The following is a 24,194-nucleotide window of genomic DNA, read 5'->3' as shown; positions in this document are numbered from 1 at the left end:
CCTCCTTTCCTAAGCCGCCATTGCCGTATTGCCACATTGCCAACATGGATTCAGAGGCAGACTAAATCCCCTAAAAACGAAGTCGAAAAGCATCTTGGCAATATGGCAATAGAGATATTTTTTATATATATCTTATTGATATATATATATTTTCCTGTTCCTAGAGCGTGACAATGGATGGCAACCGTTGCCACGGCTGCCGAATTCTACGCTACCGCCGTTGCTACGTTGCCAGTTCCGTTGCCAAATCGAGCAGTTGAAACTTGCTTCCGGCACCCGGCTTGGGGCGGCCGAGAATTTTGATTTCCTTGCTCTCGATCAGGTACTGCAGTGCCTCATCGACTTCGCGTAGGGCACTTCCGCGGACGCCCTTTCGGCGCAGGAGTGCCGAGTAAGCGATGGTGCAGTCGGGCGCCTCTCTCAGGATCTCGACGATGCACTTTCGGAGGGCCTCCGCCGGGCTGGATGACATGTGGCGGGTGACGCCATTGGCTATCAATTCGATCGAGCGGTAGACAATTGCCCAGGCCCATTCGACGTCATCGAGCGAGATAGCAGGGTTACGCGCGTCGCGGCTGATAGCCCTTATGGTCGCAAGCCTCACGGTGTTTTCCGCAGCACGACCGTTGATGTCGTTATATACTTCGTCCCATCCCGGCCGGTGCTGCCACATGAAGATCTCGCCCCAGCGCTTGTATGCGTCGCCCTGCTCACCACCGTCGAAGGGCACTTTTGCTTTGGTTGAGCCTGCCGGCGGCTTAGGGAAGTCAGTGATTGCCCTTTGCAGAGAGGCGACGAGTGTGGTTGGCGGCTTCAGGTTGACATCGAGACTGGGAACGCGGATTCCGTTCTCGTCTCGCGCTCCGGTGACGAAGATAAAGCGGTTGATGAAGCCGTCCGCGACAGATGCCGCACTGAGGCCGGCGTAAAGGGTCGATGGCGTCGTCATTGCCAGGACGGTTAGGGCTGGACCGACCAACGGGCCGTCGTCTTTTTTCGTTTCTGAGGAGGCGTAAATCCGTCCGTCAAACACGCTGTTCGATTGATCGAAGATTGCCAGCAGCATCTTCCGGATGGACGCCGAAGCGGAGTTCTGGTTTTTGCCGTTGATGTCCTGCAAGAGGATGCCGAACTCGTCGAGGACCGCGACCGTGGAGATGCTCTTGCGAAGCATCCGCTCGATCGCAGCGTACGAGGTCGGGTCGCCATTGCTGACGGCCCCAGTTGCCCCACACAGGTCTCCCAGCGCCCGTATCGCCTTCGGCGGGTGGCCCTTCCCTCCCGCTGTCGCCAGCAACGTGGCGAAGTAGATATTCACGCCGGCGTTGGTGGGGCCAATCGCCTTCTTGCCGAAGCATCCTCCAAAGAGGGCAATGGCCGCCGCCAGCGATAATTCCGGCACTGGAACGATTGCTGTCGTGCTGACCCACGTTGCGATCTCGGCAAGCAATCCACCTGCCGCCTGAGGCGTGAACGGATCTGGATGCATCCGCGGCGTCGACCAGAGATCCGCCGGCGTGTTGTCGTTGGCGGCAACCGGTGCCCGCTTCCCAGCGTTCTTCTCGATGAAGACCGCTGAGACCTCAGCGCTGGATTTTCTTTCTTCTATGTGGGGTATCCCAAACTTCGCCCACGTCCGCCTGAAATCAGCAATGGGGTCTTTCGTGGCGTACCGTTCGAACCAGTTGCCGGTCGCGGACAAAAATGCGGCGCATGCTTGCTCGGCTGTGAGACCATCGAACGCCAGTTGCTCAACAACCTTTGACGCCCACGCCGATCTGTCGCCAACATCGTTGGCGGCCAGCATCTCGGCGGCGCGGGTCGACAGTTCGACACCCTCAATCGACGGCAGATCGCCGATTGTCACTGATGAGTGACCATCTGGTGCAACTGCCCAAGGCTCGAGCGCAGCGCGCAATTCATCGACGCTCGTCAAGGCGCCGTCCCACGCGAGATCCACAAGAACGCTGATAGGCTCTGGTGAGCGACCGCGCTCTAGCTTTTTCTTATTTGGCCAGTTCAACGTACCCGGAATGCGCCAGACGTGAGCGATGTCTGCTGTCCCATGGTCGCTGCCGGTCGCGCGTTTCAGCGCCGCTGCCAACGGCTTCGCCTCTGCTGGTGATATTGCTCGGTCGAAAAGCACGAAAGGCTGGAAATTTCCGCCGGATGTTTCGAGAACCAAATTCGGCTCGACCGGCATCTGGCCTGATTTGCCGGTGTCCGCGTCTAGGTCGACGACGAGGCCGAGAACCGCAACAATGTCGGCTTCACGACCTCGTTTCCCACGGGCAAGTCCCTTCCGCATGACCTGCAGACCAGTGAAAACATTCGCGTTGGGGGTAGAAGCGTGAGCCGTGATGGCTTCGACCATGCCATCGACATCGCCAACGGCATGATGCGTCACGGCGCCAGGTGCGTCGCAGTCTCCGGTGGGATTTGCAAAGTATGCGGAGGTCACGAGAAGGCCGTCAATGCCGGCGGCAAGGCTATGGACCATCTCAGCATGCGCTCTGATCGCCGCTTCATTGAAGACAGCGGCCGGATTGATCTTAACTTTCGGAATGGGCGCCATTGGCTGTGTCATGCTCCAGTGTCTGTAAGGCAGCGGCGGTGATGGCCTCAGCTAAGGGCCGAGCGAATGTCACCGATCGGCGACCACCAATCGCGGTAGGCGCGTATGAAACGTGCTGGCCGTTGGGTGCTTTCAGGAGTCGCATTCCATAAACTGCGATGTCGGGTGTCAGCTGTAGATCGAAGCTTGCGACCACCTTCATCGTCCCGCCGCCCACATTGACGACGGGTTTGATGTCGAGGATTCTCATGCCGCCCAACGCTTAAACGACGGCCTGCCATTGTGGGTTTCCACGGTTGCCGTTAGGCCATGGAGCTCATTTGTGTCGCCAATCTCGCTCAGGCCGAATGCTGAAATGAGCTTTCCGAATTCGGCCTGGCCATCGGATTGGACCTCATAACTCGGCGCCTCCACTGTGAATTTGAAGATGTCAGGCGCACCGGACTGGATCGACACCACATGCACCGTCACGAACACGAATTTCCCGCGCCGGGTTACACCGCTGTCCGTGACACGAAAGGCGTTTGCAGCGTCGGCGTCACGCTGAAGTTTTTCGTTGACCGCCTCACGGACGAGCGCCGCAATCTCAGCGTCGGCGCAAAAGATGTCTCCTCGAGATCGTATCTCGCGCTTACCTTCATTGAAGCGCAGGCGGCGGAGGTTTCCGTCGTTCTCGACCCTCGATGGGATCAGGACTGGAGAACCGTCGAGAAATCCGCAGATGTCGCGATCGCCATCATTGTAGACGGTGAGCCCATATCCGCGGACCGCATTAGTGGTTTCAGAAACGCGCAAAAAACCTCCTCGCCGGCGGCGCCGGTCGGCAAAATGTCGAAATGTGGTGGCGTGACGTATTGTCGGCAGCTCGATCCGAATTGTCCAGAAATCAGGCGGCCCGGGCGGCGATCTTGGCCTGTACCCAATCGGTGACTTCCCTGCGGACGAAGGCGACCCGCCGGTCACCAAGCTCTACGGCCACGGGGAACCGTCCTTCGGCACGATATCGGTTCAACATCGTGCGCGACATGCTCGTGAGACGACACGCATCATTTAAGCTGATCAACATTGGAAGGTTGTCATTCACAGGTTGCACAAACATCTCCTCTCGCCGGATAGAATCCGAGCGCTTGACAGGGTGGAATTTTCGAAGTGAAAAGCCGGGCTAGTGGTGCATGCGTTGCGCCGAAGCGCTGGGCGGCGAGACCGTGCGGTCTCGAAGGTTATGCTCTAAATGTGATGTAAACATACTAAAAAGTCAAAATGGATATTTATCAGAGGTTGCAATAAACCTCTTGACGAGTTTGTATGTTTACATGCCTTTACAGCGAGCCGCAGTACGCTGCCCATTCCTGCATGAGGGCACGGCGCCTTTCAAGCGCATCAGACCGAGCGTAAGATCGCTCGACCGCATCACCAACCACGTGGGCCAGGGCGGCTTCTGCGATCTCTCGCGGAGCATGGGCAACCTCTGTCGCCCAATCGCGGAATGTGGACCGGAAGCCGTGAACGGTGTAGGCGCCGCCACCCGCCGCCTGAAGCGCCTTGCCGAGGCTGGCGTCGGAAAGAGGCTTCTTGTCTCGGACGCCGGGGAAAACAAACTCGTTGACGGATTGTGCCTTCATCGTTCGCAGCAAGCCCACGACCTCTTTCGACAGCGGCACGCGGTGTAACTTGCCGCCCTTCATCCTGATTGCCGGGATCGTCCAAACGCTCGCTTCGAGGTCAATCTCAGACCACACAGCACCGCGCGCTTCCCCGCTTCGCACTCCTGTCAGTATGGTAAGTTCTAGGGCGCGAGCGCTTACGCCTTTCACCTTCGCGAGCTTCTTCATGAAGGCCGGCAAGTCTGCATGCGGCATCGCAGCATGGTGAGCAGTGGCAGTGAGCTGATGGGGCTTGTGCATTGCATGCTCAAGATTGCCCCTCCACGCGGCCGGATTGTCCCCTACACGATGCCCCTCGACTTTGGCTGCATCCAACACCCGCTCGATCGCCTCTCGCAGCTTTTCCGCAGTTTCCTGTTTCGAGCCCCAGATCGGATTGAGCACATTGATCACGTCCTTCGTTTTGACGCTTGCCAGCGTCTTCGCGCGGATCGGCTTGGCGTGGTTCTCAAGCAGGTTGCGCCACCGCGCCTCAGTTTTAGCGCCGCGCCACCGCCCAGCTTTCACCGCTGCATCTACAAAAGAATCGGCATAAGCACCGAAAGTCATTGCCTTCGGCGTGTCGGCCCTTTCTTCTTGCCGAACTGCAACCGGATCAACACCGGCTCGGACAAGTTTGCGGGCCTCCTCCGCCTTCTCTCTCGCGTCTGCCAAGCCAACCGTATGCAGCGGTCCGATGCCCATCTCTCGGCGGAGGCCGGCATGGGTGTAGACAAGGATCCAGTATCGGCCGGTGCCTTTGGTCACCAACCAAAGGCCGCCACCATCACGAAGTTTGACCGCCCTGCTGGCCGCTATAGCCTTCACAGTGAGCGCGTTTCGAGTATGGCTCCCCATATGTCTTCCCCACTTTTTCCCCACTTTTGGGTGATGCGCTATAAATAGGCCTCTTGGATAAAATAGACAAGTGATTGCAACAAAAACAATAGGTTAAAACATATGCTGTTTACATTATGGAGCATTAAAGTTGATAAAAATTATCCGGCCCGGGGAGCCATTTTTTCAAGCAATCGCCTGTTTCGTTGATGAATCCGAAAGCAGGCGTTTTCTTCCCCCTCGGCGGACAACGCGCTTTTTACGACGGGTAGGCATTCGCTGGCCAACCAACCGCCGGCGGTGTAAAGCAAACGCCATGGCGTTAGATCCCGAAAAAGCATTTTTAGATTACAGTGCGGCGGACTGCAGCGTGCAGTTCTGGACCGCCAACGCACCGGCCGTGCAATTCACATCTTTGGAAGCCGCCGTCAGGTTCGCAAAAGACCATGGCGGCAGGTGGGAAGAGATTGAGATAACAGTCCATCTGCCGCGCGAGGACATCGCGTTCGCGACCGGAAAAGTGCATCAACTCATTGACGCTTTGCCAGGTGATCTCCGGAAAAAACGGTAATGGGATGGATGGGCCGTCGAAGGACAATCCGGCGCGGCCAGCCTCGGGATCTGCCACAAGCTCTCGTGCCGTTCATCGTCCGCAATCCAGTCGGCGTCAAATCGGTCGAGCTCTCCGATCGCCATGGCGATAGGAATCGGAATAGGCGGCGCATTCGGCCCGATACTGTTCGATGACGCTGCGATCGGCGCTGCCGTTGCGGCTGTCACTAAACGGAATGACCGCTTACGCAGCACCTCTCTCGCAAGCGACAAAGAGGCGGCTATCTCTAATAGCTACACGAACGGCCGTCACCGGGACGGAAGCCATCCGCACAGGCCCGGTTCATTGAATCGCCCGGCTGATATCCTGATGCCGTGCCATATGAATTCGGCGGCGTCGAGCAGGCCGAGGCCATGACGGCAAGACTGATTGCGCCGGCTGCGACAAATGCCCGAAATCTGTTCATCGATGCTTCTCCCGTTTAGGCCGTGACCGAGCGATGAAAGCCGCTGCTCTCCCTTCCAGATCACCTTTCGCCTGAAGATATAGGGGCGCTGCCCGGCTTGCGTTAGTTCCGAATGCGGAAGATTCTTGTCGCTTCCTATCAGCATCGTCGATGACCAAGCCGGCCGGGAACAAAGACCGTGGTTCAAAGTTGAGTGGCATCAACCACGTAACGTCAGGTTCTGACAGGAGGTCTTTCATGGGTCGCGGTATTTTGCTTTGGCTGCTTGGTGTTCCACTGCCGATCATCATCCTTCTTGCTCTGTTTATGCGATAGGAACAGATCATGTCGGTTTCAATGACAGGTGCCGGAGAGATTGCTACTCCGGTCGAATCCTCCAAATCCGCCATGGCATGGGGGCCTATCTTCGGCGGCGCCGCTGCGGCCATCGGAGTGACCCTCATTCTGTTGCTGCTTGGATCCGGGGTCGGGTTGACGATGGTGTCGCCCTGGTCGGGCCAAAGCAGTTCGCTCGGCACCGTGGGGGTCACGGCAGCGATCTGGCTCGTTGTCGTGCAATGGCTCTCCTCCGGGCTCGGCGGCTATATCACCGGGCGGCTGCGAACCAAGTGGGCGGCCGTCCACACTGACGAGGTGTTCTTCCGTGACACGGCGCATGGCTTCATAAGCTGGGCGCTGGCGACGATCTTCGTCGCCGGATTTCTCGCCTCGTCGCTGACTTCGCTTGCCGGTGCGGGCGCACAAGCCGTGAGTTCGGCCGCCACTGCCGCCGGTACTGCAGCAGCATCGTCGACTTCATCGCCTGTCGATCTCTCCACCGCCTATTTTACCGACGCATTGCTGCGTCCTGAACAGGCCCGAGCAGGCGCGACATCCGATGATACTGCGGCAACGGCTGAGGTCTCCCGCATTCTCCTCAACGGTGCCGCCGCCGGCCAGATCCCGGATGACGACAAGGCCTATCTTGCCACGATCGTCGCTGCGCGCACCGGCCTTTCCGAAGCCGATGCACGCACCCGCGTCGACACCGTCCTGAAGCGCATTGAAGACGCCAAGGTCGCCGCCCAGAAAGCCGCCGATGAGGCACGCAAGGCGGCCTCCACGACGGCCTTGCTCGGCTCGTTGTCACTTCTGATCGGGGCTTTCATCGCCGCGGCCGCTGCAGCTTTCGGCGGATCGCAACGCGACGAAGAGGAAGATCTTATCGTTACCTCCCGAACCTAGGGGCAGACGAAACGGGGACGCGAGGTCGAAAGGCTCCGCGTCCCAATTTTATCTGGGGCTATCCCTGCCTCGTGTGGCTGGTTCTCGGCCGCAGTGAAGCGGCTTCTCTCCTCAGTGGCGGTTTATTTCGCATAAAGCGGAACATGTGGCCATTGTGGAGCTTCGGTTAGGTCACACCCTTTCCGGAGAATAGAGATGGCCAAGAACACGTCCAAAACCTCGCCCTCGGACAATGCAACGATCCATGATCAGAAGCTGCACCGCGGCGCAGGCGGCGAGCTTCATCAGTTTGCCGAAGACGGCAAGCCTGTGCTGACCACCGCTCAAGGCGGCCCCGTGTCCGACGATCAGAATACGCTTCGCGTCGGCTCCCGCGGCCCTGCCCTCATCGATGACTTCCACTTCCGCGAGAAGATCTTTCATTTCGACCACGAGCGCATCCCCGAACGGGTCGTCCATGCCCGCGGTTACGGCGCCCATGGCTACTTCGAAACATACGCATCCCTGGCCGCCTATACCCGGGCCGATCTTTTCCAGCGGCCCGGCGAAAAAACACCGGCTTTCGTGCGGTTTTCGACCGTCGCCGGCAGCAAGGGTTCGTTTGATCTGGCGCGCGACGTGCGCGGTTTTGCTGTGAAGATCTACACCCAGCAGGGAAATTGGGATCTGGTCGGCAATAATATCCCGGTCTTCTTTATTCAGGATGCAATCAAGTTTCCCGACATCATCCATTCGGTAAAGCCGGAGCCCGACAAGGAATTTCCGCAGGCGCAGTCGGCGCATGACAATTTCTGGGATTTCATCACGCTGACGCCCGAAAGCATGCACATGATCATGTGGGTGATGTCGGACCGCGCCATTCCACGATCCTTCCGCTTCATGGAGGGTTTCGGCGTGCATACCTTCCGCTTCGTCAATGCAGCGGATGAGTCGACCTTCGTCAAATTTCATTGGAAACCGAAACTCGGTCTGCAGTCCGTCGCCTGGAACGAAGCAGTCAAGATCAATGGTGCCGATCCGGATTTCCATCGCCGCGACCTCTGGCAGTCGATCCAGTCGGGAGCCTTCCCGGAATGGGAACTCTGCGTGCAGCTCTTCGATCAGGACTTCGCCGACACGTTCGACTTCGACATCCTCGATCCAACGAAGATCATTCCGGAGGAGATCCTTCCGGTCAAAGCGATCGGCCGTCTCGTTCTCGACCGAATGCCGGAGAACTTTTTTGCGGAGACCGAACAGGTCGCCTTCATGACGCAGAATGTTCCTCCCGGCATCGACTTCAGCAACGATCCGCTTCTGCAGGGACGGAACTTCTCCTATCTCGACACGCAGCTGAAACGTCTGGGTGGTCCGAATTTCACACATCTGCCGATCAACGCGCCGAAGTGTCCCTTCCACAATTTTCAGCAGGATGGCCATATGGCGATGCGCAATCCTGTCGGGCGCGTCAATTACCAGCCGAACTCCTGGAATCAGGGGCCACGGGAATCGCCGGTGCAGGGCTATCGCCACTTCCCCGCCGAGGAACAGGGTCCCAAGGTTCGGCTGCGGCCGGAAAGCTTTGCCGATCATTACAGCCAGGCCCGGCAGTTCTACATCAGCCAGACCCCGCCGGAGCAACGCCATATTGCCGCGGCGCTGATCTTCGAACTGAGCAAGGTCGAAACGCCGGTCATTCGCGAGCGCATGGTCTCGCATCTGATGAACATCGATGAGACTCTGGCCAGCAAGGTCGGCCACGCCCTCGGATTCAAGTCGATGCCGAAGCCTGCCGACGCGGCCATGCCGACCCGGCAGGATCTCGAGCCGTCGCCGGCGCTCAGCATTATCGAGCGCGGCCCGGGTCGGTTCGAAGGACGCAAGCTCGGCATTCTTGTCAGCGACGGCAGCGATGCCGCTGTCTTCAAGGCGCTGCTTGCCGAGATCACCGAGCAGAAGGCAACATTCGAAGTGATCGCGCCGAAGATCGGCGGCGTGACGCTCTCGGACGGCAATTGGATCGAGGCGCATCAGATGATCGACGGCGGACCTTCGGTGCTTTACGACGCCGTCGCCCTCCTCCCCTCGGCCGAGGGAACCGGCGATCTGCTGAAGGAGGCAACGGCCCGCGATTTCGTGGCGGATGCCTTCGTGCACTGCAAGTTCATCGGCTATGTGGAGACAGCGCTGCCGCTGATGCAAAAAGCCGGCATTGCCGATTCTCTGGATGAGGGCGTGATTGCACTCGGAGCGGCGAAGGATGTCAGCGCCTTTATCAAGGCGCTTGGCAAACTGCGGGTCTGGGGTCGGGAGCCATCGGTCAAATTGAATTGACCGTCTCGTCGTCATGTTCGTAACGTAAAACCCGTGGAAACGCGGGTTTTAGGTCGTTTGCAGCGTCTATTTATCAGCCCGGGCGATGGAAGCTGTCCCGATCTGCTCTATTTTCCTTTTACGCGCTGTGGAGAGCCGTATGCACTGGCGCTTTCGACAGATCTCTGACTTGGCCGTCTCATGGGCAGGGCATCGTGTGGTCCCGGTCATGCTGATCGCGTTCATAGCTCTATGGGCGGCAGTGGGTCTCAGCATTTCCTTCCCACGGCAGTGGTTTCTGCTGACCAACATGCTCGGGACACTCACTATATTTTTCATTTTGCTGCTGGTGCAGCACTCCCAGAATCGGGACATGATGGCACTCCATGCCAAGCTCGATGAGTTGATCCGCTCAAGCAAGGCAGGAAACCACTGGATTGCGGCTGAGAAGAACGACGCCGACGCAATCGAGGGAATGCGCCAGCAACATCACGGCCAAATCTCAGAGAGCGCGAATTAGGCGGACGCTGCCTCTGCGGCAGATTTCTCATCCGCTTTTTCCTCGACGCATTCTGCCTTTTCGGCAAGGGTCTTGCTCATTTCCCTGAGTTCGCCCTCCTCCAGCTTTTCGATACCGACAAATTTGTTGGCGGCCTGGCTCGTCAGGATGAGTTCGTCAAGCTTGGCCTGCAAAGCCTTTCCGTCACGGTTCTGGCTGTTCTGCAACACAAACACCATCAGGAATGTGATGATGGTCGTGGTGGTATTGATGACAAGCTGCCAGGTTTCAGAATAGCCGAAAAACGGGCCTGACACCGCCCAGACGAACACAAGCGCCAGAGCCGCGACAAAGGTGAACGGCTTTCCCGAGAGGTCGGCGACGGCAGTTGCAAAGGAAGAGAAGAAGTTGGGTTTGTTCGACATCTGAAAGGCCTCGTTCAATCGCAGCATCAGTGCTGTCAATCGACAACATCAACTCCATATCCAGGCCGAAGTTCCTCGCGCCGCCGAGGCCGATCAAGTTGGGCGGCCGTCTTTGCTGTGCCAGCAAGCTGCCATCGAATTGGCAGCCTTCACAAGTTGAACCGCCGCCATGAAAAAGCCGGCCCTGGTGAAGGCCGGCTTTCCAAAACTATTCGCAGAAGATCAGATACGCGGGCCGGTCGAATACCGGCCACGTTCGGCATCCACTTCGGCCGGTGTATAGGGGTCAAGCGTATCGTCGAAGCGCTCCCAGCCGTTTTTGGTATAGGATGCGCGCCGCTCGGCAATGTCGACACTTTCGGAGCGGTCGAGAATCGCTCTGGCCGCCATGGCCTTATCATCCTCGACACGGGCTGTGACCAGCGAGCCGCCGCGACGGACGCCTTCGGCGTAGACGTGGGCGTCTTCTTCGGGCACACCCGATTTGACGAGCGCGCCAACCACGCCGCCTGCGGCCCCTCCGACGACTGCGCCGGCAGTTGCTCCGGCCAGCGTTGCGACCAGCCATCCCGCGGCAACGACAGGGCCGACACCCGGAATGGCGATCATGCCAAGACCCGTGAGCAGACCGCCAGCACCGCCTGCGAGAGCGCCGATCCCGGCGCCGGTGCCGGCGCCTTCGGCAGCGTTACTGCCCTGCCCCTCGACGGTGCGGCCATCGCCGGTATTCGAAACGATGCTGATTTCCTTCGATGCAATGCCGGCGGCTTCGAGCTCACCAACGGCCGACTTCGCATCTTCGTAGTTGTCGAACAGTCCTGTTACAGTCTTCATAATGTTATCCTTCGATGTTGAGGAAAGGGTCGGCCGTCACTTGACGACGATGTTGCCCTGGTAATCGAGTGCCACCTGCACCTGCTTGGCATCCTTGGTCGCGGACGCACGCCACACGCCCTGATCGTCAAGCTTGAGACCGGTGACGGCGCTGTAGCCCGCATCCTCAAGCCGCGACTTGGCCTGGTCTTCGGTGAAACTGTTCTTGCCTTGGACAGGCGCGCCCGGGTTGTTGGTATCAGGCGTCGCCACAGCCGGCGTTTCCTGGCTTGTCGTCGGTGTCTGGCTCTGTGCGAGCGAAACGGAGGCCGCCATCAGGAAGGCAGCCGTTGTCAGTAGAATCTTTTTCATTGGTTTCCTCGCGTTCATATCTTCATGGGGAAGATTGCCGCTGATAACCCGGTGCAAGCGGGTATGTTCCCTCGTTTTGCTAAAAGAAAATAAGATATCTGAATAACTTAGCGGGTGCGCTCCTCAGGAGAGCGCGCCCGCCCTTGGAAAGGCTGCCGTTCCAAAAATAAACATTGTGCAGTGCAGCAACCTTTCGTAGGCTGAAGCGTTTAGTCAGGCATCACCGCCATCCCGGCTGCTGATTGGCGGAGAGTTTCATGAGATCTATGTCAGACACCCTTGCACGCCTTGCTGCGCTGCGAGGAACACTTCGCACTCAACCCACGCAGGGCAACTCCGATCTCGTCGCCTTGGACGCGTTTGGCACAAACCCGGGTGCCTTGGGGGGCTACACCTATTTGCCGTCGAAGCGCGGGAAAAACATGGCCCTGGTCGTTGTCCTGCACGGCTGCACCCAGACCGCCGCCGGCTATGATAGCGGATCCGGGTGGTCGCGATTGGCCGAGGACTATGGCTTCGCGCTGTTGTTTCCCGAGCAGCAAAGGGCAAACAATCCAAACCTCTGCTTCAACTGGTTCAACCCGGAGGATATTCGCCGGGATTATGGCGAGGTCTCTTCCATTCGCCAGATGATCGCAAAGGTCGTTGCGGAACATGGTATTGACGGCAGACGTGTGTTTGTGACGGGGCTGTCGGCCGGCGGCGCCATGGCCGCCGCCATGCTCGCGACCTATCCCGAGTTTTTTGCCGGCGGCGCGATCATCGCAGGCCTGCCATACGCAAGTGCCGCGACCATTCCCGAAGCGTTCGACCGGATGCGCGGTCAAGGTGGCCCGACTGGCAAAGAGCTTGAACTGCGGTTGAGAAACGCTTCAAAACACAAAGGCCCGTGGCCGACATTGTCACTCTGGCAGGGGACCGCAGACAGAACCGTCGCCGCATCCAACGCGAATGCGATCATCGAGCAATGGAGACATGTCCACGGCGTCGGCGCATCGCCGGCGCGCATCGAAGATATCGGACAACATCAGCGTCAGGTCTGGACCGATCCGCACGGTAGCGAGGTGATCGAACTCTATACGATTGCCGGCATGGGTCACGGCACGCCACTCGATGTCGGCACCGGCTACGGGGCAAGCGGCCCCTTCATGCTTGACGTCGGAATTTCCTCGACTGTCGAAATTGCCAGGTCCTGGGGTCTCGTTCCCTCGTTTGAGAAACGGCGCGACGCGAGGCCCTCAGCTACTCAACCGGAAAATACCCCGGATCCATTTGGCGCGGGCAGCGACCGTGGCGGTATTCAGAAGGTCATTGAAGATGCCCTCCGGTCCGCCGGGCTGCTGCGCTAGGTATCGATGAGGGTTCCACGACATGTCGCTAATTAAAGTGGAGATTTGTAGACAAGATTAAATACGCGGAATAGGAATGGCGCTCATCGCATATGCCTGTACGGGGAGACACCATGGTTCCGCTTTCGCTTGTTATCGCAACTGCTTGCCGCCGCCGCATGGCGGCAGCCCTTGCCGCCGTGCTTTTTGCACCGGCAGCTTTTGCCGAAGAGATCGTCTTCAAGGATCAGGGAAACCGCGAGGTACGGCTGGCAAAAGCGGCCGAGCGAGTCGTCTCGATCGTCATCCCGATGGCGTCCACCGTCATTGCGCTGGATGGCAGCACCAGGAAGCTCGTCGGCATGAACCCGACGGCGAAGAGTGCCGTGGTCGAAGGGATTCTCGGAAAGATCTTCCCCGAAGCCAAGGATATTCCCTCCGACGTGACGGCGCCGAATTTCGTACCGAATGTCGAGGCGCTGACCGCCGCCAATCCCGACCTCGTGATCCAGTGGGGCGATCGCGGCGCCGATATCGTCGCACCGATCACCAATGCCGGCCTCACCACGATGCTGATCCTCTACGGCACGGAAGAGCTGACCCGCGACTATATGACCATGGCTTCGAAGGCGATCGGCAAGCCCGAGCGGATCGGCGAACTGGTGGAATGGCGCGACCGCGTCCAGAAGGATATCGAAGCCAAGGCGACCGTTATTCCCGATGACAAGAGGCCGAACGTTCTCTATCTCGGCCGCGCGCTCTCCGATATCAGCGCATCGGGCACCAAGGGCAATTACAATGCCTGGTCCATCGCGCTTGCGGGCGGGAAAAACGCCTCTGCCGAACTCAACGGCACGGTCTCGGTGAACAAGGAACAGATCGCGCAATGGAACCCCGACGTCATCTTCCTCAATGCTTTTGAGGCCAAGCTGAACGTCGACTGGGTCTATAAGGATCCGATCCTGTCCCTGACCAATGCCGCCAAATCCAAGCGAGTCTATAGGATGCCGCTCGGCGGCTATCGCTGGGATCCGCCGAACCAGGAATCACCGTTGTCCTGGATGTGGACCGCCAACCTGCTCCATCCCGATATCTTCAAATACGATCTGCGGGCGGAAATGAAGACGGCCTACAAGACGCTTTACAACTACGACCTGACCGACGGCGATATCGACAATATCCTTTGGCTGAAGGATCAGGGCGCCTCCGCCGACTACGCGCAGTTCGAGGCTAGGTAATGTCATGACGACGATGACGCAGGACGAGGCGGTGCCCGCTGCCCGCCGAATCCACCTCGCCAGGCAGACGCTGATTTTCGCCTTGCTGCTGGCGCTGCTGGTGATTGCCTTCACCGTCAGCCTCTGCGTCGGACGGTTCTCGGTGCCGCCAGGACGTGCGCTGGAGCTGATCTGGCAGGGGATCAGCGATCCGTCGCGGGAGCTTGCCGGGATCGACGAACGCATCGTCTTGCTGGTGCGGGCGCCGCGCGTGGTGCTGGCAGCACTTGCCGGCGCCGGGCTCGCCATCTCGGGCGCCGGCCTTCAGGGTGTGTTTCGAAATCCCCTGGTCTCGCCCGACATATTGGGCATATCCCAGGGTGCAGCCTTTGGCGGCGCCCTGGCGATCATGCTCGGTATCTGGGGATTTCCGCTGATCGCCATGGTGTTTTTCTGCGGCATGGCGGCCGTCATCCTGGTGGGACTGCTCTCGCGCATCAACGGCCGGTCGGAAACGGTGACCGTGATCCTGTCGGGACTGGTCATCAGTTCGATGTTCTCGGCGGTCGTCTCGCTGCTGCAATTCATCGCCGATCCCAACACATCCCTTCCCGCCATCGTCTACTGGCTGATGGGATCGTTTGCGACCGCCACCTGGGAACGCACGTTGGTGGCGGCACCGGGCCTCATCCTCGGAAGCTGCTTCCTGTGGATGCTCCGTTTCCGGCTCAACATCCTGTCGCTCGACGAGGCCGAGGCCCGCAGCCTCGGCGCCAATACGACACGCGAGAGATGGCTGGTCTTCTGCCTCATCGCCGTCATCGTCGGCAGCCAGGTCGCGGTCTCCGGCATCATCGGCTGGATCGGCATCGTCATTCCCCACGCCGCCCGCCTGCTGGTCGGTCATGATCACCGCGCGCTACTGCCGGCGGCCGCCGTGCTCGGCGCAGGGTTCATGGTCTGCATCGATACGCTCGCCCGCGCGGCGACGGCGGCGGAGATCCCGCTCGGCGTCATTACCGCCCTCGTCGGCGCGCCGATCTTCGCAACGCTGCTGCGTCATCACTATCGGGAAAGGACGGGATCATGATCGGCTTGACGGATGCGGTCGTCAGGTTCGGGACGCGCATCATTCTCGACCGTCTCAGCTTCTCGGTTGCCGTCGGGCGGTCGCTCGCCATTCTCGGCCCCAACGGGCGCGGCAAGACGACGACGCTGAAAGCACTGCTCGGTTTTCAACGGCTGGACGAAGGCAGCCGCGTCGCGCCCGCCATTGTCGGTTATGTCCCGCAGACCGGAAGCAGCAACCAGCGCTACCGCGCCATCGATGTCACCGTCATGGGACGGGCAGCGCATCTCGGCCTCTTCGGACAGCCGGGACCTGATGATTTCGAGATTGCCCATGCCGCGCTCGAGCGGGCGGGCGCTGCCCGCTTTGCCGATCATTTCTTCGACCGGCTTTCCGGCGGCGAACGGCAGCTCGTGCTTCTGGCACGGGCGCTCGCCACCGGCTCGCAGGCGATCGTCCTCGATGAGCCGGCAGCGGCACTCGACCTTCGCAACCAGGAGCGGCTGCTCGACCTGCTCAAGAGCCTTCGCGAGCCGCGCGACAAGGCGATCGCCTTCACCACACATGATCCGAACCATGCGCTCGCGGCCGCCGACGACGCACTGCTGATGATGCCTGATGGTCAATCGCTGTTCGGCCCGGTCGCGGAGACGATCACGCCGGACCATCTGGAACGGCTCTACGGGGTGCCGATGCGGGTTGTCGAGCTTGTCGGTCCGGCAGGCGAAAGACATCAGGCGGTCCTGCCCGCCTTTGCAGGAATTCGCGCCGCATGACCATTCTTCTCATCCAGTCGCACTATCAGGACCCCTTCACCCTGAGCGCGCCGGCTTTCGCGGAGGCAACCGCGCAGGGCAAGCTGATGACGGTACGCGAGACGGAGCTTGCGGAGGCGCATTTTGCCGCCGCAAGCGGCCTGATCACCACCATCCATCTCGATCAGATCGGCTTTCTCAAATATGCCTCGGCGGTGGCGTCCTTCCTCGATCGCGGCGGCCGGTGGATCTTCAACGGCCATATGCTCCGGCCGATCCTGCCGGAACTCGGCGTCTATATTCCCATGCCGCAGCCGAAGCGGTCAGACTTCGCCCAAATCAGGCGCTTCGATCATCCGGTCTTTGCCGGCATCGATCAGAGGATGCTGGAAACGAACCGCGGCGTCGCCGGGTTCTACGGCCGGGGACACAATCCGATGCCATCAGGCGCCGTCGCGATCAATACATTGGGACCGGCTGCGGTGCCCATCGACTGGATCTGGGCGCGGCCGGCGGGCGGAGAGGTATTGTCGCATGCCGGCAACGAATTCTGGGGTTGCGGAGACGATCCCGACATCCAGAAGCAGCTGGCCGGCCGCGCCATCGCCTGGCTGGCGGGGGAACTGAACCGATGAGCGTGCTCGCGATCCATCCTGGCGCCTACTACCATATCGAGACGCTGGAAGCGCCGCGTTACCGGCATTATTTCGACAGCCTGGTGCGGCCGGAGGACCTGCCCTCGGTCGAACTCGGCAAACACCAGGTGCTGTTCATTCCCTGCCGCACACCGGCGGACCGGTTGGCGCCGCATGCGGCCCAGCTGCGCGACTATCTCGATCAGGGCGGCACGATCGTCGCGACCGGCGAGACGGCCTGGCAGGCGTTCCTGCCTGCTATCCATTTCACACCTCAGCCGACGAACTGGTGGTGGTGGCTGACCGAGGGCGCCGATCTCGGCGTCAGGATCGCCTCCCCGCACCATTCACTGTTCGAACATCTCGGGCAGGACGACCTGACCTGGCATCTTCACGGCTGGTTCGATCCACCCGAGGGCGTCGAGGTTCTTGCGGTGAATGAGGAAGGCAAGCCGATCCTCTATGTGGACGAGGTCACGACGGCGGGGCGCATGGTGATCACCAGCCTCGACCCCTGCTTCCACCACGGATCGCATTTCATGCCGGCGACGACGCGTTTCCTGGATGGTTTTCTTCCCTGGATGCGCCGGGAATTGGACAAAGGAAGATCGAGATGAACGAAGCGAAGATCGAAGTTCTCGAAGACGGCAAGCCGCTTGCCTACGGCTTTGCCGATATCATGCACTATCATGGCTACGGTTTTCCCGGCGGTGTCGCCCATGCCTTCAAGGTGATGGAGCGCGCGTTTCCGCTGCTCAGCGTCGATGGACCACCGGAGCGCCGCGAAATCTCGATCCGCACGGCCTTTCGCGGTCCCGGCGGGCGTGACGCCTTCGAAATGGTGACGCGTGCGCTGACGGAAGGACGCTATAGCGTCGACCCCTCGCTCGACCGGACGGAGCGCGGCGACATCCTCGCTCGCTACGTCTTCGAACTCAGCTATCGCGGACGAACCGTCACCCTGCAATTGCGTGACGGCCATGTCCGCGAGGAGTTCATCACGCTCGGCCGCAAGACCGACCGGACGCCCGCGGAAGAGGAGCGCCTCGCCTGGCTCAAGCAGGAGATGGCCGACCGGTTGCTGGCGCTGCCGCCAGAGGCAGTTTACGAAGAGGCAACGGCCCGCTTTTGATGGCTGAGGACGAGTTCGTTCTGGACATCCTCCTGAAACCACATCACCCGCTGACGGACGTCGCTCTCCGGTATCCCGGCCGCCAGAAGCTGATCGGCAAGCCTGCGGCATTCGGCCTTCCAGAATTCCAGCGCATCCGCGCCATGCCGTCGGCCGAGTTCGCGGGCGCAACGCTCGATATTGGCAGTTCCGGTTCCGGAGGGGAAAGCAATCACCCTGCCTTCACTGGAGGCGGCGGGGCGGTGGGTCATTTCATCAGCCATCGAACACAGGTTCCCTTGATCCTGTTCGTTATCTAAGGGACTATGGTTAATGCTTTCTATTGCTGCAGTCAGAAGATCAATCAGGTGGATTTTTGGCGCTCCGCAATGTCACCAGACAATCGGATGGGTCTTGCCTGTGAGCACGTTCACGAACCCCTCCGGCGCCAGCTCCGACGGCGCGACCAGGACCCAGCGCCAGGGTGAGCAGGTAAGCGTTGCAAACGACAGGCGTTCGGGAAAGCCCGGCCACCATCGAGGCGAAAAGGTCGGCTCGTACATCCAGTCGATCCCGGCACCGGCCGCATAAAGAGCCTGCATCTCCGCATCGAGCGCTTCGGCCGAACGGGCCGTCATCAGGCCGCCGACCTCGTAGCGGACGCGGGCGAGAATCTTGCCGCCGGATACCAGCGCCCAGCCGCCCTGCTGCTCGTTCAGGGCATTGACGGCCTGCGCCATCGCCTCGTCCGACGAACCGACCGTCCAGATATTGTGCTTGTCGTGCCCGAGCGTGGAGGCGAGCGCCGTCTCCGGCGTGCGCGGTCCGGTGCCCAGCCAGAACATCCTGGAGATCTTGGCCTCCCCGGAAAACCGGTCGACAATCGAGAATTTGGTAACATTGCGCGCGGGATCCCGCTGCACGAGGCCATCTTCTACCGGCAATTCCATGGTGATGAAATCGTCGTGCCAGTGAAACGGCCGCAAAAGTGCTGTGTTGACCGTGGCCCGGTTCGGCGGCGCCTCGATGCGGAAATCGTCTGCCGTGACCGTCCTGTCTATGGTCACGGTGCGCGTCGCCCATTGCGGCCAGTCGATTTCCGGGCGCACGCCAATGAAGGTCGCACCCTCGGACACAGGACGCCCGTCCGCCCACACCTTTTCGATCGACAGGCTGCCGACGTCGCTGAGAAGAACGATATCGGCGAAGCGGCCCGGTGCGATCGATCCGACCCACGGCGTCAGCCGCATATGGCGCGCCGGATTGAGGGTGACGCATTGGATGGCGATCTCCGGCGCAAGGCCGTTTTCGATGGCGAGGCGGACATTGTGGTCGGTCGCACCGATTTTCAGCGTGTCCGAGGCGCTGCGGTCGTCGGTCACCAGGGCGATCTGCGACCAGTCCGTCAGCCCCTTGTCGATCAGGCCGCGGATGACCTCCGGCAGGGAATGTGGCCTGAGCTCGATGAAAAGACCGTGGAGGAGTTTCTGCCAGATCTCATCGAGGAACCAGCCTTCGTGATCGGAGGCGAGACCCGCCGCGGCAAAGGCGTTGATCGAGGCCATGTCGCGCAGTCCGGCACCGTGGCCTTCGATGACGCCGCGTTGTTCGAAGGTGGCGCCGATCATGCCCCACAGCCGGTTGTAGGAAGGATTGCCGGGATCGGATATGGACGGCCAGTCCATGACTTCGTCGAGCCCGGCGACCATCAGGCTTTCGGACAGGAAGGCCTTCTGTTCGTCGTAACCGAACCAGCCGCCACCCCACTCGTAGGCGGTCGGCGGCACGGCGGAGCCAGGCAGGGGAAAGATTTTCATCGGCGATCCGCGCCGGCGCGCTTCCAGCCAGAATTCCAGGTTGCGGGCGCCGTTGACGTTGGAAAATTCGTGGCTCGCCTCACACGTCCAGGTCACGCCATGCGGCATTACCAGCGCCGCCTCCCATTCGGGCGTCAGATGGGAGCTTTCGATATGTTTGTGTGCCTCGCCGAAGCCCGGCACGGCCGCAAGATCCGGCTCGGAAAAGCGCTCGTTCACCTCGCCAACATAACTGCCGGCAGGGCCGACATAGGCGATACGGCGGCCCTTGATGACGATCTCCTGATCGTCGAGCCATGTCCTGGTGTGGACATCGAGCAATCTGCCGACGCGCAGCAGCCTGTCGGCGGGCCGGCGTCCGAGCGCCGTCAGCACAAGATCCTGGCGCGTCCGAACCTCGTCGGACGCGTTGATCAGCAAGTCATCAGGAAGTGCGGTGCGCGAGGTAACCATGAATGAAATGCCCGTGAGACGCTGGAACCGCCGCGGACCGTAAAGACCACGCGCGAATGTGTAAAGCGCTGGCGCAACACGCTTTGCGATCAACAACAAGACGTCATCAACCGAGAGCTACTGATGGTTCGATCTTGGAAAATTCCCCAAGCAAGTACGCATTTGCCCAAGTATTGAGCTTGCGAGCCGATCGATCAAAAAATAGTATCCCTCAAATCCAAGGGGCATGATCCCGATTATCAACGCCGTTTTCACAGAAGGATATTGCTCATGAAGGCCAGACGTTTCGCCCGAATCCTCTCTCTTGCGCTGCTTGCCGCCGCCGGCGGCACCGCTGCGGCCCATGCGCAATCGAAGACGCTGACCATCTCCTGGTGGGGCTATAACGGCGAGAAGATGAACGCCAACATCATCACGCCCTTCAAGAAGATCTGCGGCTGCGAGATCGTGTTCGAGACCGGCAACAACGCCGACCGGCTCAACAAGCTGAAACTGCGCGATGGCAAGGGCGTCGATGTCATCTACCTCACCGACAGCTTCTCGCAGCTCGGCATCGAACAGGGATTGTTCCAGGAGATCGATCCCTCGAAGATCCCCAATCTTGCGGATATCTACGAACTGGGCAAGGCGCCTCAGGGCAAATACGGCCCCGCCTATACGATCGGGCGCGTCGGCATCGTCTATGATTCCGCCAAGGTCAACCCGCCGATCACCGCCTGGGGCGACCTGTGGCGCGACGATCTGAAAAGCTCCGTCTCCCTGCCCGGCATCACCACCACCGCCGGCCCGCTGGTCGTTCTGGAAGCCGGCAAGCATGGCGGCGCGGATGCCTATGAGGACACCGACAAGGCCTTCTCGGAAATCGAGGCGCTGAAGCCCAATGTCGTCAAGAACTACAACACCGGCTCGGAGCTGGTAAACCTGATATCGACAGGCGAAGTGCGCGTTGCGCTGGCCCAGGACTTTACCCTGGCATCGATGCAGGCGGCCGTTCCGACGATGACATGGGCCAAGCTCAAGGACGGCGACATCGCCACGCTGAATACGGTGAACATCCCGAAGGGTTCGGAAAATGTCGAACTGGCGCATCAGTTCATCAACTTCATCCTGTCCAAGGACGTCCAGCAGGCTGAAGCCGAACAAGGCGTCGATGCGCCGATCTCGACCAAGGTCAGCCTGACTCCGGATCAGGCGAAGATCTGGACCTATGGCGCGGATATGGTCGCGAGCCTCACCCGCATCGACTATGCCAAGATGAATGCCGCCAAGGCTGACTGGATCGACCGCTGGAACGAAGTCTTCGCTCAGTAAGCTGCCGGTATCCCGGCCCGAGGCCGGTTTATTGCCGGGCCTCGGTCAGACCTGGAAGCGCCGCACATCCGAGTCCGAGATGCGGCGCTCCCGATATCAGGACATGCCACGAGTTTTGAGATGAAGCATTTTGCCAGATGGGGATTGACGATGCCGGCGACGATTGCCGTCGTTGCGCTTCTCATCGTTCCCGTCGCCATCACCATCGCGGCGACGTTTGCGGAACCGAAGGGCGTGTTTGCGCCCTATGTGACATTCTTCAGCAGCGGCTTTCGCCGGGCGGTTCTTTACCGAACGCTGGAGATCGCTCTGATCACCACGGCGATCTCCCTCACCGTGGGTTTCATCACCGCCTATGTGATCGCCCAAATGCCCGGCCGCGCGAAGAGTATCATGATCATCGCAGCGGTTTTTCCACTGCTGACAGGTGTCGTCGTCCGATCCTTCGCATGGCTGATTATTCTCGGGAAGAACGGCATCCTCAACACCATGCTGATCTCGACCGGTATCCTCAGTGAGCCGCTTTCGATGCTCTATACCGAAGGCTCGGTGATCGTCGCCATGGTCTATCTCTTCGTTCCCCTGATGATCCTGACGCTCGTCGGCGTGCTTGAGGGCATCCCGCGCGATCTGATCGATGCATCCGCTTCGCTCGGCGCCAGACCGCTGATGACATTCCTTCAGGTGATCCTGCCGCTGGCGACACCCGGCCTCATCGTCGGCGCCGTGCTGGTGTTCACCGGCAGCTTCACCTCCTATGCGACACCGCAACTGCTCGGCGGAGAAAAGCAGATGATGATGGGGACCTTCCTCTACCAGCGCGCCATGGTCACCTTCGATTGGGTGGGTGCATCGACGATCGCCGCCATCATGGTGGTGCTGACGCTCGGCGTCGTCCTCATCATGAGCCGCGTTGCACGCCGGCTCAATCCGATGGCGGTGTGATGGACAGGCGCGTTCACCCGATCCTCGCCGCCTTCGCGGCCTGCGTTTTCTTCTTCCTGCTCGCACCGCTGGTCATCATCGTCGGTGCGGCCTTCAGCGACACGACCTATCTGACCTTCCCGCCGCAGGGCCTGACATTGCGCTGGTTCGTCAATATCTTCGAGATCGAGGCCTTCCGCACGACGGCGCTGACCAGCCTGCAGGTCGCCTTTCTCGGCACGGCGCTATCGCTGCTGATCGGCATCCCGGCCGCCTATGCGATCAACCGCTACCGGGTGGAATTGCCGCGCTGGCTTTCCACCATTTTCGTCCTGCCGATCCTGGTGCCGGAGATCGTCTTCGGATTCTCGCTGATGAAGTCGGTCACGATCGGCCTCGGGCTTCCGATCTTCATCAGCCTGCTGGTCGGTCATGCGCTGCTGATCCTGCCCTATTCGGTGCGGGTCGTCGGCGCCAGCCTGGCGGCCTTCGATTTTTCCGTCGAGGAGGCGGCGATCAGCCTGGGTTGCCCGCCGCTGAAAACCTTCCTGACCGTGGTCCTGCCAAATATCCGCGCCGGGGTCATTGCCGCCTTCATCCTCGCCTTCATCACCTCGATCAACGACGTGTCGGTGTCAGTCTTCCTGACCGGTCCTGGCATCTCGACGCTGCCGATCCAGATCCTTGCGCATATGGAACAGTTCTTCGATCCGACGATCGCCTCGGTATCGGTGCTGCTGATGTTCGTGACAGTCGGCGTCATGGCCGTCGTCGAGGCCACGCTCGGTCTCACCTTCCTGACAAAGTAGAACGCTCTTGACCGTATCCCTCACCATCGATTCCATCTCCGCCCATTACGGCAGCACTGAGGTTCTCAAGGACCTGTCGATCTCAGTCATGGCCGGGGAGCTGGTTTCCCTGCTCGGCTCCAGCGGCTGCGGCAAGACGACGACATTGCGCCTGGTGGCCGGTTTTCTGCAGCCGACCAGCGGCAGCATCAAGCTCGGCGAACGCGACCTCACCGGCCTTCCTGCGCATGCGCGCGACATTGGTCTGGTCTTTCAGAACTACGCGCTTTTTCCTCACCTGAGCGTGCAGGACAATGTCGCCTTCGGCCTGAGGCAGCGTCGTGTTCCCCAGCCGGAACGGACGAAGAGAACGATGGCCATGCTGGAGCGCGTCGGCCTTTCCGCCTTCGCCGACCGCCTGCCTTCGGCTCTCTCCGGCGGCCAGAAACAGCGCGTGGCGCTCGCCCGGGCACTGGTCATCGAGCCGCCGCTGCTGATGTTCGACGAGCCGCTTTCCAATCTCGATGCAAAGCTCAGGATCGACATGCGCGTCGAGATCAGGCAGCTCCAGCGCGCCAACGGCACGACATCGCTTTACGTCACCCACGACCAGGAAGAGGCATTCTCGATCTCCGACAGGGTGGCGATCATGAATGCCGGGCGCATCATGCAGCTCGATGCGCCGGAGGTGCTGTACCGCCAGCCGGCCAATGCCTTCGTCGCCCGGTTCGTCGGCTTCGAGAACCTGATCCGGATGAAGGTAACCGCGCGCAACGGAGCGATCGTGACCGCCGAAGCGACGGGCGGCGCACGGCTGCATCTGTCTCAGGATGCATTCGGGCCGATCAAGGACGACTTCGTGCTGGCCTGCCGCGCAGACGGCCTTGCCGTCAGCCGTGACGGCGATGGCATCGCCGCCGTGCTCGGCACCCGCACCTATCTCGGCCGGGCCTATCAGTATAAATGCGCGACATCGGCGGGAGAGATTACCGCCAATGGAGCTTTGTCCGACCCGCTGGAAACAGGGGCGTCCGCCGTACTGATCCCGCTTGCCGAGCAGTGCTGCATTCTCGACCCGGAAGATTGA

25 protein-coding genes and 1 pseudogene are annotated in these 24,194 nt (G+C 60.3%); 15 read left to right on the top strand and 11 right to left on the bottom strand.

Features of this window, described 5'->3' with window-relative positions; all coding sequences use genetic code 11:
• Positions 1-223: 223 nt before the first annotated feature.
• From FHX10_RS15860 to FHX10_RS15840, 5 genes are all read right to left on the bottom strand, one after another.
• Entirely contained in the window at positions 224-2,575 is a 2,352-nt protein-coding gene (locus FHX10_RS15860) for a DUF3987 domain-containing protein (protein WP_210294414.1), read from the bottom strand.
• Complete coding sequence (locus tag FHX10_RS15855; protein WP_184389609.1) at positions 2,553-2,825, bottom strand: hypothetical protein; 273 nt, start codon at positions 2,823-2,825, stop codon at positions 2,553-2,555. The genes FHX10_RS15860 and FHX10_RS15855 overlap by 23 nt, the downstream gene beginning before the upstream one ends.
• Entirely contained in the window at positions 2,822-3,370 is a 549-nt protein-coding gene (locus FHX10_RS15850; protein WP_184389607.1) for a hypothetical protein, read from the bottom strand. Before FHX10_RS15850 ends, FHX10_RS15855 begins: the two co-directional genes overlap by 4 nt.
• Positions 3,371-3,461: 91 nt before the next feature.
• Positions 3,462-3,641, bottom strand: coding sequence for an AlpA family transcriptional regulator (locus FHX10_RS35130; RefSeq protein WP_281413920.1), 180 nt, complete (start codon positions 3,639-3,641; stop codon positions 3,462-3,464).
• 253 nt (positions 3,642-3,894) lie between these two features.
• Positions 3,895-5,076: a site-specific integrase gene (locus FHX10_RS15840; protein ID WP_184389603.1), complete on the bottom strand. Its 1,182-nt coding sequence runs from the start codon at positions 5,074-5,076 to the stop codon at positions 3,895-3,897.
• Positions 5,077-5,371: 295 nt separating this feature from the next.
• On the opposite strand from FHX10_RS15840, the gene FHX10_RS35590 reads away from it, so the two are divergent.
• On the top strand, positions 5,372-5,626 hold the full coding sequence (locus tag FHX10_RS35590) for a hypothetical protein (protein WP_017991185.1): 255 nt from the start codon (positions 5,372-5,374) through the stop codon (positions 5,624-5,626).
• Between the two features lie 268 nt (positions 5,627-5,894).
• Here FHX10_RS35590 and FHX10_RS35120 read toward each other — a convergent pair whose 3' ends face one another.
• The gene (locus tag FHX10_RS35120; protein WP_080759894.1) at positions 5,895-6,074 is read right to left on the bottom strand and encodes a hypothetical protein; all 180 of its coding nucleotides are present in this window, start codon (positions 6,072-6,074) and stop codon (positions 5,895-5,897) included.
• Positions 6,075-6,398: 324 nt separating this feature from the next.
• On the opposite strand from FHX10_RS35120, the gene FHX10_RS15830 reads away from it, so the two are divergent.
• The 3 genes from FHX10_RS15830 to FHX10_RS15820 all read left to right on the top strand — a co-directional run bounded on the left by FHX10_RS15830 (position 6,399) and on the right by FHX10_RS15820 (position 10,110).
• Positions 6,399-7,298 (top strand): hypothetical protein, encoded by a 900-nt coding sequence (locus tag FHX10_RS15830; protein ID WP_097543835.1) that lies wholly within the window; start codon positions 6,399-6,401, stop codon positions 7,296-7,298.
• A gap of 195 nt (positions 7,299-7,493) precedes the next feature.
• Positions 7,494-9,611, top strand: a complete 2,118-nt coding sequence (locus FHX10_RS15825; RefSeq protein ID WP_097543834.1) for a catalase — start codon at positions 7,494-7,496, stop codon at positions 9,609-9,611.
• Between the two features lie 139 nt (positions 9,612-9,750).
• On the top strand, positions 9,751-10,110 hold the full coding sequence (locus FHX10_RS15820; RefSeq protein ID WP_047614753.1) for a low affinity iron permease family protein: 360 nt from the start codon (positions 9,751-9,753) through the stop codon (positions 10,108-10,110).
• Here the strand turns inward: FHX10_RS15820 and FHX10_RS15815 are convergent.
• The 3 genes from FHX10_RS15815 to FHX10_RS15805 form a co-directional block, all read right to left on the bottom strand.
• The gene (locus FHX10_RS15815; protein WP_047615366.1) at positions 10,107-10,514 is read right to left on the bottom strand and encodes a low affinity iron permease family protein; all 408 of its coding nucleotides are present in this window, start codon (positions 10,512-10,514) and stop codon (positions 10,107-10,109) included. The genes FHX10_RS15820 and FHX10_RS15815 overlap by 4 nt on opposite strands.
• 222 nt (positions 10,515-10,736) lie before the next feature.
• Complete coding sequence (locus FHX10_RS15810) at positions 10,737-11,348, bottom strand: general stress protein (protein ID WP_097543833.1); 612 nt, start codon at positions 11,346-11,348, stop codon at positions 10,737-10,739.
• A gap of 36 nt (positions 11,349-11,384) precedes the next feature.
• A complete protein-coding gene (locus FHX10_RS15805; protein ID WP_047614749.1) occupies positions 11,385-11,699 on the bottom strand; it encodes a PepSY domain-containing protein in 315 nt (104 codons plus the stop codon).
• Positions 11,700-11,956: 257 nt separating this feature from the next.
• Between FHX10_RS15805 and FHX10_RS15800 the strand changes: the two genes are divergently transcribed.
• The 7 genes from FHX10_RS15800 to FHX10_RS15770 all read left to right on the top strand — a co-directional run bounded on the left by FHX10_RS15800 (position 11,957) and on the right by FHX10_RS15770 (position 17,835).
• Positions 11,957-13,048 carry an alpha/beta hydrolase family esterase gene (locus FHX10_RS15800; RefSeq protein WP_097543832.1) on the top strand — a complete coding sequence of 364 codons (1,092 nt, stop codon included), beginning with the start codon at positions 11,957-11,959 and terminating at the stop codon, positions 13,046-13,048.
• A 113-nt stretch (positions 13,049-13,161) separates the two neighbouring features.
• Positions 13,162-14,265 (top strand): ABC transporter substrate-binding protein, encoded by a 1,104-nt coding sequence (locus FHX10_RS15795; protein WP_174824494.1) that lies wholly within the window; start codon positions 13,162-13,164, stop codon positions 14,263-14,265.
• A gap of 4 nt (positions 14,266-14,269) precedes the next feature.
• Entirely contained in the window at positions 14,270-15,334 is a 1,065-nt protein-coding gene (locus tag FHX10_RS15790; RefSeq protein ID WP_052213365.1) for a FecCD family ABC transporter permease, read from the top strand.
• The gene (locus tag FHX10_RS15785; protein ID WP_063475434.1) at positions 15,331-16,089 is read left to right on the top strand and encodes an ABC transporter ATP-binding protein; all 759 of its coding nucleotides are present in this window, start codon (positions 15,331-15,333) and stop codon (positions 16,087-16,089) included. Before FHX10_RS15790 ends, FHX10_RS15785 begins: the two co-directional genes overlap by 4 nt.
• Positions 16,086-16,703 (top strand): hypothetical protein, encoded by a 618-nt coding sequence (locus FHX10_RS15780; RefSeq protein ID WP_097543830.1) that lies wholly within the window; start codon positions 16,086-16,088, stop codon positions 16,701-16,703. The genes FHX10_RS15785 and FHX10_RS15780 overlap by 4 nt, the downstream gene beginning before the upstream one ends.
• Entirely contained in the window at positions 16,700-17,320 is a 621-nt protein-coding gene (locus tag FHX10_RS15775) for a hypothetical protein (RefSeq protein WP_097543829.1), read from the top strand. Before FHX10_RS15780 ends, FHX10_RS15775 begins: the two co-directional genes overlap by 4 nt.
• Positions 17,317-17,835: a hypothetical protein gene (locus FHX10_RS15770; protein WP_097543828.1), complete on the top strand. Its 519-nt coding sequence runs from the start codon at positions 17,317-17,319 to the stop codon at positions 17,833-17,835. The genes FHX10_RS15775 and FHX10_RS15770 overlap by 4 nt, the downstream gene beginning before the upstream one ends.
• Here the strand turns inward: FHX10_RS15770 and FHX10_RS15765 are convergent.
• On the bottom strand, positions 17,808-18,098 hold the full coding sequence (locus tag FHX10_RS15765; RefSeq protein WP_080759889.1) for a DUF6074 family protein: 291 nt from the start codon (positions 18,096-18,098) through the stop codon (positions 17,808-17,810). The two genes, FHX10_RS15770 and FHX10_RS15765, sit on opposite strands and share 28 nt — an antisense overlap.
• Positions 18,099-18,206: 108 nt before the next feature.
• Positions 18,207-20,282: pseudogene (locus FHX10_RS15760) on the bottom strand (adenine deaminase).
• Positions 20,283-20,354: 72 nt separating this feature from the next.
• Between FHX10_RS15760 and FHX10_RS15755 the strand changes: the two are divergent.
• The 4 genes from FHX10_RS15755 to FHX10_RS15740 all read left to right on the top strand — a co-directional run bounded on the left by FHX10_RS15755 (position 20,355) and on the right by FHX10_RS15740 (position 24,194).
• Positions 20,355-21,395 (top strand): ABC transporter substrate-binding protein, encoded by a 1,041-nt coding sequence (locus tag FHX10_RS15755; protein WP_047614733.1) that lies wholly within the window; start codon positions 20,355-20,357, stop codon positions 21,393-21,395.
• A 120-nt stretch (positions 21,396-21,515) separates the two neighbouring features.
• Positions 21,516-22,340, top strand: a complete 825-nt coding sequence (locus tag FHX10_RS15750; RefSeq protein ID WP_047614731.1) for an ABC transporter permease — start codon at positions 21,516-21,518, stop codon at positions 22,338-22,340.
• A complete protein-coding gene (locus FHX10_RS15745; RefSeq protein ID WP_047614729.1) occupies positions 22,337-23,128 on the top strand; it encodes an ABC transporter permease in 792 nt (263 codons plus the stop codon). Before FHX10_RS15750 ends, FHX10_RS15745 begins: the two co-directional genes overlap by 4 nt.
• A gap of 7 nt (positions 23,129-23,135) precedes the next feature.
• Complete coding sequence (locus FHX10_RS15740) at positions 23,136-24,194, top strand: ABC transporter ATP-binding protein (protein ID WP_047614727.1); 1,059 nt, start codon at positions 23,136-23,138, stop codon at positions 24,192-24,194.

The organism is Rhizobium sp. BK591 (assembly GCF_014195045.1).
Lineage (GTDB): Bacteria > Pseudomonadota > Alphaproteobacteria > Rhizobiales > Rhizobiaceae > Rhizobium > Rhizobium anhuiense.
The sequence above is the reverse complement of the archived record's forward strand: the minus strand, read 5'-3'. Positions and strand labels throughout refer to the sequence as shown.

Bases quoted from the DNA above. Each gene is read 5' to 3' on its own strand.
- FHX10_RS15770 (WP_097543828.1), top strand. From the start codon at position 17,317: ATGAACGAAGCGAAGATCGAAGTTCTCGAAGACGGCAAGCCGCTTGCC.
- FHX10_RS15765 (WP_080759889.1), bottom strand. From the start codon at position 18,098: ATGGCTGATGAAATGACCCACCGCCCCGCCGCCTCCAGTGAAGGCAGG.
- FHX10_RS35120 (WP_080759894.1), bottom strand. From the start codon at position 6,074: ATGAACAGATTTCGGGCATTTGTCGCAGCCGGCGCAATCAGTCTTGCC.
- FHX10_RS15790 (WP_052213365.1), top strand. From the start codon at position 14,270: ATGACGACGATGACGCAGGACGAGGCGGTGCCCGCTGCCCGCCGAATC.
- FHX10_RS15800 (WP_097543832.1), top strand. From the start codon at position 11,957: ATGAGATCTATGTCAGACACCCTTGCACGCCTTGCTGCGCTGCGAGGA.
- FHX10_RS15810 (WP_097543833.1), bottom strand. From the start codon at position 11,348: ATGAAGACTGTAACAGGACTGTTCGACAACTACGAAGATGCGAAGTCG.
- FHX10_RS15815 (WP_047615366.1), bottom strand. From the start codon at position 10,514: ATGTCGAACAAACCCAACTTCTTCTCTTCCTTTGCAACTGCCGTCGCC.
- FHX10_RS15775 (WP_097543829.1), top strand. From the start codon at position 16,700: ATGAGCGTGCTCGCGATCCATCCTGGCGCCTACTACCATATCGAGACG.
- FHX10_RS15805 (WP_047614749.1), bottom strand. From the start codon at position 11,699: ATGAAAAAGATTCTACTGACAACGGCTGCCTTCCTGATGGCGGCCTCC.
- FHX10_RS15830 (WP_097543835.1), top strand. From the start codon at position 6,399: ATGTCGGTTTCAATGACAGGTGCCGGAGAGATTGCTACTCCGGTCGAA.
- FHX10_RS15860 (WP_210294414.1), bottom strand. From the start codon at position 2,575: ATGGCGCCCATTCCGAAAGTTAAGATCAATCCGGCCGCTGTCTTCAAT.
- FHX10_RS35130 (WP_281413920.1), bottom strand. From the start codon at position 3,641: ATGTTGATCAGCTTAAATGATGCGTGTCGTCTCACGAGCATGTCGCGC.
- FHX10_RS15785 (WP_063475434.1), top strand. From the start codon at position 15,331: ATGATCGGCTTGACGGATGCGGTCGTCAGGTTCGGGACGCGCATCATT.
- FHX10_RS15855 (WP_184389609.1), bottom strand. From the start codon at position 2,825: ATGAGAATCCTCGACATCAAACCCGTCGTCAATGTGGGCGGCGGGACG.
- FHX10_RS15755 (WP_047614733.1), top strand. From the start codon at position 20,355: ATGAAGGCCAGACGTTTCGCCCGAATCCTCTCTCTTGCGCTGCTTGCC.
- FHX10_RS15820 (WP_047614753.1), top strand. From the start codon at position 9,751: ATGCACTGGCGCTTTCGACAGATCTCTGACTTGGCCGTCTCATGGGCA.
- FHX10_RS15750 (WP_047614731.1), top strand. From the start codon at position 21,516: ATGAAGCATTTTGCCAGATGGGGATTGACGATGCCGGCGACGATTGCC.
- FHX10_RS15780 (WP_097543830.1), top strand. From the start codon at position 16,086: ATGACCATTCTTCTCATCCAGTCGCACTATCAGGACCCCTTCACCCTG.
- FHX10_RS15840 (WP_184389603.1), bottom strand. From the start codon at position 5,076: ATGGGGAGCCATACTCGAAACGCGCTCACTGTGAAGGCTATAGCGGCC.
- FHX10_RS15825 (WP_097543834.1), top strand. From the start codon at position 7,494: ATGGCCAAGAACACGTCCAAAACCTCGCCCTCGGACAATGCAACGATC.
- FHX10_RS15795 (WP_174824494.1), top strand. From the start codon at position 13,162: ATGGTTCCGCTTTCGCTTGTTATCGCAACTGCTTGCCGCCGCCGCATG.
- FHX10_RS35590 (WP_017991185.1), top strand. From the start codon at position 5,372: ATGGCGTTAGATCCCGAAAAAGCATTTTTAGATTACAGTGCGGCGGAC.